Here is an 11804-nt window from a genome sequence, read left to right as displayed (position 1 = left end):
CCTGTAATCATGATGTGAGTGACTCAAGAGCCGCGGAGACGCCTCGCGAGCCCGCCAGCTGCGGCTCGGAACAGTCGGCTGCGTAAACCCGGGTCCTGGAAGGCCTTGAAGAGCGTCAGAACCGAACCGGCCTTCGTGTCTTCCACGATGCCGAGAAACCTCTGATCAAGAACCAGGCTCGAGACGCGTCGATCCAGAGCTGACGCTTCATTCTCCGAGAGGCTGGTCCGTAGTCGTTCGAACCCACCGATCATGGCCTCCAGTTGTGCCGGCGTGATCCGGTGCGACGTGGACGCGGAATGCCGACGATAGCGATAAGCCGCTTCAGGAATGAACTGGTAGATTGCACCCTGCGCCAGCGCGCGCGCCACCAGATCGTAGTCTTCTCCGATCGTCAGGGATTCGTCATATCGAAGGCCTTGTTGCTCTAGCCAGAGCCTGTCGAAAAGGGGCTTGAGGTAGCCAGGTTGATCTGTGGCATCGCCCTCTATCCCTGCCAGCAGGAAGGCTTTCAGCGAGATGACATGGGCCTGCTCCCAGGAACTCCCATTGAGCCAGGCATGCGGCGTGCGCCCATCGTCGTAAAAGGCGACCAGGTTGTCTGCAACGAGATGAGCCTTGTTGGCTGCAGCGTCTACGAGTGTTGCCAACCTGTCGGGCAGAATTTCGTCATCTGAATCGACTACGGCAAGCCAGCGCCCGGTTGCACACGCGAATCCCAGATTGCGTGCGGCCCCTGGACCGCGGCCTTTTCCAGAGATGAGACGGACACGGCTGTCTTTTGCGCAGTGCCTTTCGACAATCCGGGCCGTCTGGTCTGAGGATCCGTCGTCGATGACAATCAACTCGAACGAACCGAGGCTTTGCCCGCGCACACTCGTGATGGCTGTATCGATATACCGCTCGACGTTTCGGGCCGGCATTATGACGCTGACGAGCGGAGACATTTGCGGCTTTGTTAACACCGTGGTCGAACAACACAAAGCCGCATAAACCGGCTGTCAGCACCTTGACAGAGTGCCACCGTCGGCGACCTCATGCTCCCTAAGAACTTACCCGGCGCACGTGGTTGATGCCAAGGAAAAGCATCCCTGCTTCCACGCCTCCAATATCTGCGACTGGAGTATCGGCTTGATGGATAGGTTCGTCAGTTCTAAGGCTTCGGCATGAGGCCTGCCATTTCCTTCAGTCCCGTCGACGTGCCACTGGCGAGGGGAAAGCGTTTTGTCCGCCCCGCTGCGGCTGGTCCGCACATTGGTGCCAAGAATGGACTGATTATTGCCTGCGGATACCTGCTGTTTACGGCATCCTGGTTGAGCCTGCTCGGTCCCATTGCACCTTTGCTCATGATGGCGGCGACGATGGGCATCGTCGCCCTAGCGCCTCTCACGGTAATCACAGGTCTGTTCCGCTGTTGGCCGATTTTGCTGGTAGCGGCCTTGGCACCCTTGTCGGCTTTATGGTCGACCGAGCCAGGGATATCTTTCCGATATGGCACGCAATTGGCGATAACGTTCGCGGCGGCCGTCACCCTAGCCAGCGTGACGACCCCAAAAACATTTCTCAGGATCGTGTTCTTCAGCACCTTGCTGGTGCTTTTGCTCTGCCTCATCTCCGGTCGCCAGGGCGGCTCGCCGCAAGGCCCGGTTCTCATCGGCGTCCTGGGATCCAAGAACGAGATGGGGCAGCTTTGCCAACTCGCAGTCTGCAGTGCTGTGATGACGGCTTTCTCGACAACGGAAGCGCGCTGGATACGACTGCTTGCTTTGCCGGCATCGGCTTTTGCAGCGTTCGTGCTGGCCTACACCTTCGCCAGCGGGGCTGTCATAACGACCATTTTGTTCCTCATGGCCGCTCTGCTCCTGGCCTTGGCGTTTCGTTTGCCGGCAGGATCCAAGCTCATGTTGGGCGTTATGGTGCTGATGTTTGCCCTGCCTCTATGGCTGATCCAGTCCGACCTCGTTCGGCTTTATGAGTGGTTTGTCGTCGACGTTCTCGGCAAGGACATCGGCTTGACGGGCCGGGACTATCTCTGGGCTCACGCAGACAAGATGATCAGCGCGCGTCCTGTTTTGGGATATGGGTATCGATCCACCTGGCTTGGGTCTGGGACAGAAACGATCGGCCTGTTGCGCTGGGCGGGTTTGTCTTCTGGTGCCGGATTCAACTTTCACGACACCTACAGGGAGTTGGCCGTTGATCTTGGAATTGCTGGGTTGGTCTTAACGCTGCTTTGCCTGGGATTTGGCATGGCGCGCGTGATTATCCGCAATATGGGAGCGCAGGCTACAACTGCCGGGATTTTCCTCGCGGCGTCAGCTGTCGTTCTTGTTGCGCGTGCCAAAGTTGAGACGATCACGGGTCCGTTTGGCTCATCTGGGATCCTGATCGGGGTCACAGCGGCGTCCGGGTATCTGGCAGCCGTTCATCCAGCCGCGAGAAAAATCCGCCTTGGCAGGGCAGGCCGAGGTTCTGCGGCGGCAGACAAAGGTTCACTGAACAGTCAGCGGCCAGCTCCAGCTGCGGCGAGCAGGCGAACATAGAGCTGTCCAGATCTCTCCAGAGAAAGGGTGTCTGAAACATAGTCCCGTGGACGAAAAGACGCTCGCATTTCCCAGAACTCGTCAAGTACGTTTTCGAAATCCGCCATCGTAAACGTCATGCCACAGCGCTTGTCGAAATAAGGCACGGAACTGACCTTAAGATCAACGGGAGCCCGTGACTTCTGGAACGGATCGACCAGATCGCCGTCGTCCCATGCGAGAACAGGAAGCCCGCTGGACATCGCTTCCTGGTAGGCCAACCCTTGGGTCTCGTGTTCGCACAAGAAGAGAAGTGCCGAGCTTTGCTGCACCGCACTGCGAAATGCCGAGACATGATGCTCACCGTAGCGTTTGACGGTGTAAGTCATCCCGCGAGCATCAAGATGCGCCAGGCAAGAGTTCAGGACTGTGGCCTCGCGCGTATCCCGATGCCATCGAATCTTGTCGTAGACAAGGAAGTCGAACGTTTTGGGTCGTTCGGATACGTCGGGCCAAGCATTCACGTCGATACCAGCGAAATAGACAGCGCCCTTATCGCCCACCCATTGCTGATTGTAATCTACGGCCCATTGGCACGGTTGGGTCAGGATGCGAGCGTTTGGATCCGCCCCGACCCGGCGCGCGCGTTCGTCTGCCCCGTAGTCTCCTGGCCCGAACACATAGGGATTTGGCAGGCGAACCTTGTCGATCACTGAGGGAAAGCCGGCGATCCCGATGGGACGATCGGGATTGGCCCGGGCGGCGGCGAAGTCGTTCACGCGAACGCGATATCCGATGGCTTCAAGCGATGACTTGAGTCCAAGGAAGGCCGTGTAGAACCCGGTGTGCGTCTGCCGCCCTCGAAATGTTCTCCATCCTTGTCGGGCCAACCGTCGAGCATTCGAGTAGAGGCGCCCCAGGTGACCGGGGATCGCCTTTTCCTCATAGCCATCGTAGAACAGCAGGATCGGAACATCCTTAGGCATCTGGGAGCCATCCGCTGGCTGACGCCTGGGATGCGGTTGGTCTGAATCGATCTCAGCCATAAAGCCGACCCTCTCGAAACCCGCACAATCGTGCTGCTGCGCCCGCATGCAGTGATGCCCGAACCCACGCCCTCCGCCACTGACTGGGCGAACCCGCATACAGAAGGGTCAAAGCCATGCAGTACAGGCATTTCGCTGCGGCAACAGCAAACGCTCTGGTCCGCGTGTTGATGCCCGCCAAGAAGCGCCGGGCATGGGTCTGGCCCGAGCGAAAGGCGCGGGTCGCCAGCCAGCGTGTATTCAGCCTGTCTGAAGCCACGGCCTCAAAGACGATGGCCTTCGGAGCGACGCCATAGCGAGCCCCTTGCTTGTGAAGGCGCGTGAACAGATCAGTGTCTTCTCCGCCTGATCGACCGAGGGCCTCGTCGAACCGCTGACCGGCCAGCGCATTGGCCCGAACCATGGCGTTGGAGGTATACCCAGTATCCACCCCTGCGGGCGTAATGACGGGCTCGGTAGAATGGAGGTCCGCCTTCCGGGCCCATGCAGGCGCATGTTCGGGGTACAGTGCGCGCACAGGCCCAAAGACAGCGACGAGGCGGGGATCGGCGTTGAGCGCGGCCACCAGCTCATCCAGCCAGGTTGTGTGGGCAACCTCATCGTCATCGATAAAGGCAACAAGCGGAGCCTCCGTCGCTGCGAGACAAGCATTCCTGGCAATCGAAATGTTTCGAGCTGGTGCATGGACGTAATGAATGATCAGCCCAGTCTGACGCGCCGCTTCTACGAGTGGCAGTGCAGATGGCGTGTCGTCATTATCGGCAACAATGATCCTGACTGGCCCAAGCCAGCCGGTCTGTTCGCGAATTGACTCGAGCGTTACGCTCAGGCTGGCACGTCGAAATGTACAGATGCAGACATCGATCGCGGATTTTTGGGGCATGTCTGTCATGCGAGCACGATCTATTATTTCCAGTAGGAGTTTTTACGCCGTCTGCGTCGACTGCGCCATTTCGAGACTGTTGGCCAGAGGATCACCATCATCAGCACGAGAATGACAGGCGCACCCAGAACGATAGCAACCATGACTGGAACATTCCGCTTGGCATTCAGAGAGACCGTGTCCAGCGCCTTGATCCCTTATGCGAGCCGGGATGGGCGCTTTCGAACCCTTGAAGCCTTGGACGTGCCGCGTGTCGATATCAAGACATCAGCGCGCGCCACGCGAAGTCAACACCGCAGGAATGGTCTTGAGCGTAATGGCGACGTCCAGACCGAATGACTTCCTCTTCACGTAAAGCCGGTCGAACGCCACCCGACGACGGTAGGTCGTGTTGCTGCGCCCGCTGATCTGCCACAGGCCGGAAATGCCAGGGCGGACGCTGCAGTAGGTCGAGATGTGACGTCCATAATAATGGATTTCGTCCACCACGATCGGGCGAGGGCCAACAAGGCTCATTTCACCGGTCAGAACATTGAAAAGCTGGGGTAGTTCGTCAAGGCTGCTGCGGCGAAGGAAGTGACCCAGGGGCGTGATGCGGGGGTCATTCGTTAGCTTCCGATAGACGGCCCACTCTTGAGCCGCGATCGGGTCAGTCTCCAGGAGGGCAGCCAGTCTTTCTCCAGCATCGATCTGCATGGACCTGAACTTCAGGCACCCGAACAAGCGACCATCCAGACCGAGACGATCCTGACGATAGAGCGCCGGCCCGCGGGATGTGGCCTTTACAGCCACCGCGAGGATAACAAGGAGGGGGAGCAGGAAAATCAGCGCGAGGGTTACAAGCAGCAGTTCCAGGACTCGGTAGGGTTCCAGCCTCGCTCCGGTTTCTGGGCGACGGCCACGTCGGTTAGCGACCATGCTGTCGAGACAGAGATGTAGGGTCATACACGTGCCATTTCCGTACAAGTCGTGCCAACAAGGCTGACGACGGAGCGGGCATTGCACTATCCTTGCCAGCCGATCAGGTGGCGATCAGGCGTATCCCCCCGACAATGGCGGCAATGATGATTGTCCACAGGAGGCCCGAGACGACGATCACGAAGGCCAGAGTGCGACGGCGCGACCAGCGTGTCGGAGGCGGCGGCCCTTCCCAGCGCGCGTCAATAGTGGTTGGAAAAGCGCGGGTGTTCGAACGGTCGTGGTTCCTGGGTCTACCCCCGATCTCAAACGGCTCTATGTCTGAGCTCTTCGTATCACCCGCTTCTGTACGGACCGGTTGCGGATTCGGGTCACGGCGGGCAGGGGTACCCATGTTGTTTCCATCTTTGGCACGAGTTGCGGGTCGCACAGGCTAAAGTTTAGCTCTATCACCATTTTTGATTAGTTAAGATTGTAAGCTGCCTTTTTTTTCGGAGCGATGAATGCAAACGGATGGAAGAGCGATCCTGGTGGCGGGCGGAGCCGGATACATTGGGTCCCATGTTTGCAAGGCGTTGTCGGAACGCGGCTATCTGCCGGTAACGCTGGATGATTTTTCGACAGGCCAGCGCACGGCAGTCCGGTACGGACCTCTTATCGAAGGGGATATCGCAAGTGCCGAAGCTGTTGCGCGTGCTGTTGAGGACTACGCGATCGACGGCGTGATGCATTTCGCGGCCAAAAGCCTCGTTGGGGCCTCGGTTCGGGACCCGCTCCATTATTATTCGGAGAATGTCTCCAAGGGCATCTCGTTTCTTCAGCATCTGCAAAGACATGGTGTCAGGCGGTTTCTGTTTTCGTCGACTGCTGCAGTTTATGGAGACCCCGGGTCTCAGCCCAGGCTGACCGAGGCATCGCCAACGGTTCCCATCAACCCCTACGGGGCCACTAAACTGGCGTTCGAGAGTGCGTTGAGATGGACAGGAGAAGTGTCGGATACGCGTTATGCGATTTTGCGATACTTCAATGCCGCTGGCGCGGACGCCAGTGCCGACATTGGCGAGGCGCACGAGCCCGAAACCCATCTCGTCCCGCTCGCGATTGGCGCAGCGCTGGGCACGAGGCCTCCGCTTCAGGTATACGGAACCGACTACAACACGCCAGATGGTTCGGCGTTACGCGACTATATCCACGTCACTGACCTCGCAGCAGCCCATATCGTGGTCTTTGAACGCATGTCCTCAGGCATACAGGGGCAGCTTTTCAACGCTGGCGGAGGACGGGGACACTCCGTGCTCGAGGTCATAAAGGCCGTCGAGGCGGAACTTGGGTCTGCGGTGCCTCATGCCTTCGCGCCACGCCGACCCGGAGATCCACCCATCCTCGTTGCAGACATCAGCAAGCTTCGGGGAACAGGATGGTCTCCGACGTTATCGGACCTCGGTTCTATCGTCCGCACTGCCGCCGCCTGGCACCGCAGGGAGCAGTCGGATCAGCACTTCGAAAGCACCATAACAGTTTAATCGCCTTATTCCCATGTTGCACTGCAACAAGCGACTTGCGTGCCAGAAAACTCTTGGTTAATGAGACGTTGGGGTTAACGCAACCGCGTCCCAAGGTTTGCTTACCGCCGAGTTGGGTTCCAATATGAACACCGTTGAAGTTGCGATCAGGCCCTGCTCTTCGCACGCGAGATCGTGGTCATTGATGCCTTTGTCGCCGCAGGAATGGTCCGAGCGGTTCAATCGTGCGCTTGACATCACCCTGGCCCTGTTGGCTCTGGCGTTTCTTGCACCGCTCCTGCTCATCATTGCCCTTATCATACGGTCGTCAGACGGGCAGCGGGCGCTCTTTGCGCAAATCCGCGTGGGTCGGGGCGGCCGAGCTTTTGAATGCTTCAAGTTCCGGACCATGGTCGTGGACGCTGACGCAAAATTGACTTCCCTCCTGGCGCGGGATCCAATCGCTCGCGCGGAATGGGAAATCGACCACAAGCTTCGCAACGATCCGAGGATCACGCGGTTTGGCCGATTTCTGCGCAAGTCGAGCCTTGATGAACTGCCGCAACTCATCAATGTTCTGCGCGGCGACATGAGCCTGGTGGGCCCGCGGCCGATCGTGGTCGGCGAAATCGGCCGCTACAAAAGCTATTACCGCCATTACTGTTCGATGCGGCCGGGCATCACCGGCCTGTGGCAAGTCAGTGGGCGCAATAACGTATCCTACCGGCGGCGCGTCGCATGTGATGTCCTTTATTCACGGCGACGGTCCGTCGGCGTGAATGTCAGGATCATGGCGGCCACGATACCTGCCGTAGCAATGGCCAAGGGCTCATTCTAGCCGTGGACGGATGCTGAAGTGCGGACATTGATAAGCTCAATCCGTCATCCCCGCATGTAGCGCGTGAGGCTCATCGCCCAATACGTCTATGTGTCAGGCAGCGCCGTGTCGGGTGCAACAGATTGTGCGTTGCACATGACACAAAACCCGTGCATCAGCCATTCCTTGCCGCAAAAGCTGCCGGGACAACACAATGCCAACCGGTCACAAAGGAGCAAGGGCCTGACGGCTCTCTCCACGCAGTGAATTCAAGGATCAAGCACACGACCGGAATTGCACTGATTGGTTGCGGCTATGTGGCGGACTTTTACATGTCCACCTTGCTCAATCATCGCGAATTGGTAGTTCAGGGCGTTTTTGATCGTGATCCGGCCCGCCTACTGGCTTTCAGTCAATTCCACAGCTTGAGGGCGTATGACAGTCTTGGAGCGCTTTTGAGCGATCCTTGCGTCGACATGGTCCTCAACCTCACTAACCCCGCTAGCCATTACGATGTTTCGCTGGCTTCCTTGAAGGCGGGTAGGCATGTCTACAGTGAAAAGCCACTGACACTTGATCTCGCGCAGGCCAGACATCTGGTAGAGGTCGCAGAGAGACATAATCTGTCATTGACTGCCGCCCCAGCTACCTATCTGGGTGAGGCCGCTCATGCGGCGGCGGCTGCCATCGCCTCGGGCAAGATTGGGAAGGTCCGGCTTGTCTATGCCGAACTCGACGACGGCATGGTGTTCCGAAAGGGGTGTGAAGCCTGGCGCAGTGCTTCGGGTGCTGCATGGCCAGTCGATGACGAGTTTGCAAATGGATGCACGCTTGAGCACGCGAGCTACTATGTCACCTGGCTTTGCGAGATGTTCGGGCCCGTCCGGTCCGTAACGGCCTTTGCGAGTCGTCAGTTCGATGACAAGGGGACGGGGAAACCGGCCACCGATCTTGCCGACGATTTTTCGGTTTCATGCCTGTCGTTTGATGATGGCGTGGTTGCCAGGATTACTTGCGGGCTCGTTGCCCCTCGAGATCGAAGTTTTCGCATCATCGGGGACGATGGCGTTCTGACCGTTGCCGATGGATGGGATACGCGGTCTCAGGTCTTTCTTGAGCGGACAAACCAAATGGTCCCCACGACCGGCCTTGGGGGATTCTGGCAGGCAGTCAGTCGAAGGCTCCCCCTCTCCTTACGCCGACGATCGGTTCGTTTTGGCCGTCCCCATTACCACGTGCCGCTGGGGCACCCGGGCCGATTAGACTATGCGCGAGGTCCTTCCGCCCAGGCTCAGGCCCTGAGAGAAGGTAAGTGGTCAAGCCGGCACGCCAAACTTGCTCTGCATGTAACAGAAGTCACTTTGATCATGGCGGGTTCACGCACTCAATCGATGGGCCAGTCCACGCAGACGAGTTTTTAAGGCGGGGAAAGAAAGCGCTCCGCCAGGCTCGCAGGGTCGCTTCAATGCGTAGCTTGCCGCTTGGTGACCAAGTCGGGGAAACAACGCACGCGGTGCGTCGTCAATGGTCCACAGCATGTGGTGGACCTCATAATCACGTGGTAGCAGACGTTTGCTCGTGACATTGCTGGAAAAGATGGCATGCCTACCAAAATTGCCGTCGTGGTCGTCAACTGGAACGGCTGGGAGGACACTCTATCGGCTCATGCGTCCCTGCAAGCCTCGCGGCAGCAGGACTGGCATCTGTACGTTGTGGACAACGCGTCATCCGACGACTCTGTCAATCATCTCAGAGGATTGACAAAAACGACCCTGATTGAAAACACGCGTAACGACGGGTTTGCTGGCGCATGCAATATCGGCATCCTTAGAGCCAGTGAAGAGCAATGCGAATTCGTCTTCCTGCTGAACAATGACGCCGTCGTCGAACCAGACACGCTAGATGTGCTCCTGCAGCACGCCGAAGGTTCGCAGAGAATATTTTTTGGTTGTGCAGTTCTTTTTGCGCAATCCCGAGAGTATCAATTTTTTGGGAGTCGGACCGATCAAGATGGTATCCCAAAATGGTTTGATTATCCGATCGATAAAGATCAACTTCTTAAGCCATTAATCAGTACTGATTTTATATTTGGCGCAGCTTTATTTGCGCGAGCCGAATATTTTATTGAAATGAATGTTTTTGATGAGAGATTTTTCCTCACCTACGAGGAAACAGACTTATGTTATCGAGCAACAAGAAAAGGTTTTTCGAGTATCATTGTAAGGGATGCGATTGTCTATCATCAGAGCAGTAAGTCGCTTGGCCATATTGCGTCTCCCCTGCAGGCATACTTCCTTCAACGCAATCGCCTGCTATTTCTCGAGAAAAACTCTGATTTGAGGCGCCTTTTTCGAGGTCTCCGGCAGGCACAGTGGTCTGCCCGCCATGCACCGATGCAGGCGACCCGTAAAGCGCTGTGGGCGGCTATAAGGGATTACGTCTTTCGTCGCTTTGGTGACTGTCCACCGGAAATCCGCGAGCTTGCTGCCAGATTATAGGCGCGGACGCCAAGGCATGTGCCTGAAGAGGGCGGTGCATTGGGTCATGGAGTTCCAACACGCCTGGCTGGCGGCTCTAGATTAGCGGGCTCCATGCCGGAAACGGGAATAGACGCGCTCGAACTCGCCATAGATCGGGTGCCCAACTTTCCTGAGGAGGAGGATCCAGCCAGCAACACCGATCCCCACGGCAACAAGGATCGACCAAATCGGCGTTGACGGCGACCAGCCGCAGGCCGCCATGAGGACAAAGGACGGACCAACAGCGACGAAAGTGAGGGCGGCGGATTTCTGATAGACGGCAGAAACCTGGGATGGCCGGACGCGCGCTAACCGCTGGACGTGAGGATAGTACAAAAACAGGCCGATCAATGTCTCTACGACCCGGCCGAGCGCTGCAGTAACTAGGCCGAATATCGATCCAAACGCAAAGGCTAGGGTGCCCAGAACACTTCGAATGATTTCATACTTTGACTGACGGCCAACCTCGCCACGCAGAACGAACAGTTCCCAGTTCATGCCGAAACAGAGCGCGATGCACTGCGCAATCATCAAGATCGACAATGGCAGCGCTGCAGCCAGCCATTGCTCTCCGTACAGGATGTAGATCATCGGGCCAGACAGGACAGCGATGCCTGCGAGCAGGGGCCACATCACGCCCATTATCAATTCCAGCGATCGCAAGAACACAGGCCCCAGTTCACCCGTCTTCCGGAATTCCTCGGACAGGTTGACAAAGGCCACTCGCGTCGCAGTTCCGTACAGGTTGAAGAAGATCATATTGGACAGGTTCGACGCGCGGGAAAAAATGCCCAAGGCCTCGATCCCGAGGACCCTGGCGAGGACCAGGTCAGAAATGCGCTGAGCGCCTTGGGCGACCCCGCTGACCGACATGATCTTCAGCCCGAAGGACGACAACTCGCGCCAGTGTGTCAACGACAGGCGAAGACTGACATACTCGCGGCCCAGTACGTTGGCGGCAATCATGCCAGCGGTGGATGTCGCAAGAGCGGCGTACGCCATGCTGTAGAAACTGAACCCGCGGCTCGCGAGCGTCACGCTGATGACAAGTCCTGCCACAGCGAGGGGCGCGCTGATGTAGGCCAGTTTCCCGAACTTCATATGCCGCTGCATCATGGCCATCGGCCTGAAATCGAACAGGCCGATCAGGGGCTGGATGGCCAGCAGCCTGAGCAGCGGACCCACATCGTCGCTCCTCATGAGCTCTGGGACGACAAAGCTGCCTGCAAACAGCAGCATGGCCATCATGACATTGATCAAGGCGTTGACCGTGAAGGCCGATGCCAGTTTGTCCTCGGTAAGGTCCACCTCTTTAGTGACGTAGCTACTCACGCCAAAGGTAGCGAAGATGCCAAGGACGCCGACCACCGCCACCGCAACGGCATAGACACCCATTTCGGCGGGACCGAGCAAGCGGGCAATGGCGATCGACCCGATGAAACCGGCTGTAAATGTTACGAATTGAGCAGAGAATGCCCAGGCCAGTGCTTTCCTGACGGACATCAGTGAGGGGTCTCTTTGCGGATTGGAGATCGGCACGCCTGACTAGCGGAACAAACCCGAAGACGCAGCATGTTTTCCACCGAGGACGTGGTCG

10 protein-coding genes are annotated in these 11804 nt (G+C 57.7%); 5 read left to right on the top strand and 5 right to left on the bottom strand.

The genetic code is table 11. The annotated features are described in order from the left end of the window. Positions 1–23: 23 nt before the first annotated feature. The gene (locus GGR13_RS09615; protein WP_183213315.1) at positions 24–947 is read right to left on the bottom strand and encodes a glycosyltransferase family 2 protein; all 924 of its coding nucleotides are present in this window, start codon (positions 945–947) and stop codon (positions 24–26) included. 219 nt (positions 948–1166) lie between these two features. On the opposite strand from GGR13_RS09615, the gene GGR13_RS09610 reads away from it, so the two are divergent. After that, positions 1167–2543: an O-antigen ligase family protein gene (locus GGR13_RS09610; protein WP_183213314.1), complete on the top strand. Its 1377-nt coding sequence runs from the start codon at positions 1167–1169 to the stop codon at positions 2541–2543. On the opposite strand, the gene GGR13_RS09605 is transcribed toward GGR13_RS09610, so the two are convergent. The 3 genes from GGR13_RS09605 to GGR13_RS09595 form a co-directional block, all read right to left on the bottom strand. Next, positions 2504–3568, bottom strand: coding sequence for a glycosyltransferase family protein (locus tag GGR13_RS09605; protein WP_183213313.1), 1065 nt, complete (start codon positions 3566–3568; stop codon positions 2504–2506). The genes GGR13_RS09610 and GGR13_RS09605 overlap by 40 nt on opposite strands. Then, positions 3561–4451: a glycosyltransferase family 2 protein gene (locus GGR13_RS09600; RefSeq protein WP_221230596.1), complete on the bottom strand. Its 891-nt coding sequence runs from the start codon at positions 4449–4451 to the stop codon at positions 3561–3563. Before GGR13_RS09600 ends, GGR13_RS09605 begins: the two co-directional genes overlap by 8 nt. Positions 4452–4718: 267 nt before the next feature. Next, complete coding sequence (locus GGR13_RS09595) at positions 4719–5396, bottom strand: sugar transferase (protein ID WP_221230595.1); 678 nt, start codon at positions 5394–5396, stop codon at positions 4719–4721. A 476-nt stretch (positions 5397–5872) separates the two neighbouring features. On the opposite strand from GGR13_RS09595, the gene galE reads away from it, so the two are divergent. The 4 genes from galE (at position 5873) to GGR13_RS09575 (ending at position 10186) form a co-directional block, all read left to right on the top strand. Beyond that, the gene (gene galE / locus GGR13_RS09590) at positions 5873–6892 is read left to right on the top strand and encodes a UDP-glucose 4-epimerase GalE (RefSeq protein ID WP_183213311.1); all 1020 of its coding nucleotides are present in this window, start codon (positions 5873–5875) and stop codon (positions 6890–6892) included. Between the two features lie 124 nt (positions 6893–7016). After that, positions 7017–7709 carry a sugar transferase gene (locus GGR13_RS09585; protein WP_221230594.1) on the top strand — a complete coding sequence of 231 codons (693 nt, stop codon included), beginning with the start codon at positions 7017–7019 and terminating at the stop codon, positions 7707–7709. 149 nt (positions 7710–7858) lie between these two features. Next, a complete protein-coding gene (locus tag GGR13_RS09580; RefSeq protein ID WP_343060339.1) occupies positions 7859–9109 on the top strand; it encodes a Gfo/Idh/MocA family protein in 1251 nt (416 codons plus the stop codon). Positions 9110–9289: 180 nt separating this feature from the next. After that, a complete protein-coding gene (locus GGR13_RS09575) occupies positions 9290–10186 on the top strand; it encodes a glycosyltransferase family 2 protein (protein WP_183213309.1) in 897 nt (298 codons plus the stop codon). A gap of 81 nt (positions 10187–10267) precedes the next feature. On the opposite strand, the gene GGR13_RS09570 is transcribed toward GGR13_RS09575, so the two are convergent. Then, on the bottom strand, positions 10268–11710 hold the full coding sequence (locus GGR13_RS09570; protein ID WP_183213308.1) for an oligosaccharide flippase family protein: 1443 nt from the start codon (positions 11708–11710) through the stop codon (positions 10268–10270). Between the last annotated feature and the right edge of the window lie 94 nt (positions 11711–11804).

This window comes from Brevundimonas variabilis, from assembly GCF_014199945.1.
GTDB lineage: Bacteria > Pseudomonadota > Alphaproteobacteria > Caulobacterales > Caulobacteraceae > Brevundimonas > Brevundimonas variabilis.
The sequence above is the reverse complement of the archived record's forward strand: the minus strand, read 5'-3'. Positions and strand labels throughout refer to the sequence as shown.

Bases quoted from the DNA above. Each gene is read 5' to 3' on its own strand.
- GGR13_RS09615 (WP_183213315.1), bottom strand. From the start codon at position 947: ATGTCTCCGCTCGTCAGCGTCATAATGCCGGCCCGAAACGTCGAGCGG.
- GGR13_RS09610 (WP_183213314.1), top strand. From the start codon at position 1,167: ATGAGGCCTGCCATTTCCTTCAGTCCCGTCGACGTGCCACTGGCGAGG.
- GGR13_RS09605 (WP_183213313.1), bottom strand. From the start codon at position 3,568: ATGGCTGAGATCGATTCAGACCAACCGCATCCCAGGCGTCAGCCAGCG.
- GGR13_RS09600 (WP_221230596.1), bottom strand. From the start codon at position 4,451: ATGCCCCAAAAATCCGCGATCGATGTCTGCATCTGTACATTTCGACGT.
- GGR13_RS09595 (WP_221230595.1), bottom strand. From the start codon at position 5,396: ATGACCCTACATCTCTGTCTCGACAGCATGGTCGCTAACCGACGTGGC.
- galE (WP_183213311.1), top strand. From the start codon at position 5,873: ATGCAAACGGATGGAAGAGCGATCCTGGTGGCGGGCGGAGCCGGATAC.
- GGR13_RS09585 (WP_221230594.1), top strand. From the start codon at position 7,017: ATGAACACCGTTGAAGTTGCGATCAGGCCCTGCTCTTCGCACGCGAGA.
- GGR13_RS09575 (WP_183213309.1), top strand. From the start codon at position 9,290: ATGCCTACCAAAATTGCCGTCGTGGTCGTCAACTGGAACGGCTGGGAG.
- GGR13_RS09570 (WP_183213308.1), bottom strand. From the start codon at position 11,710: ATGTCCGTCAGGAAAGCACTGGCCTGGGCATTCTCTGCTCAATTCGTA.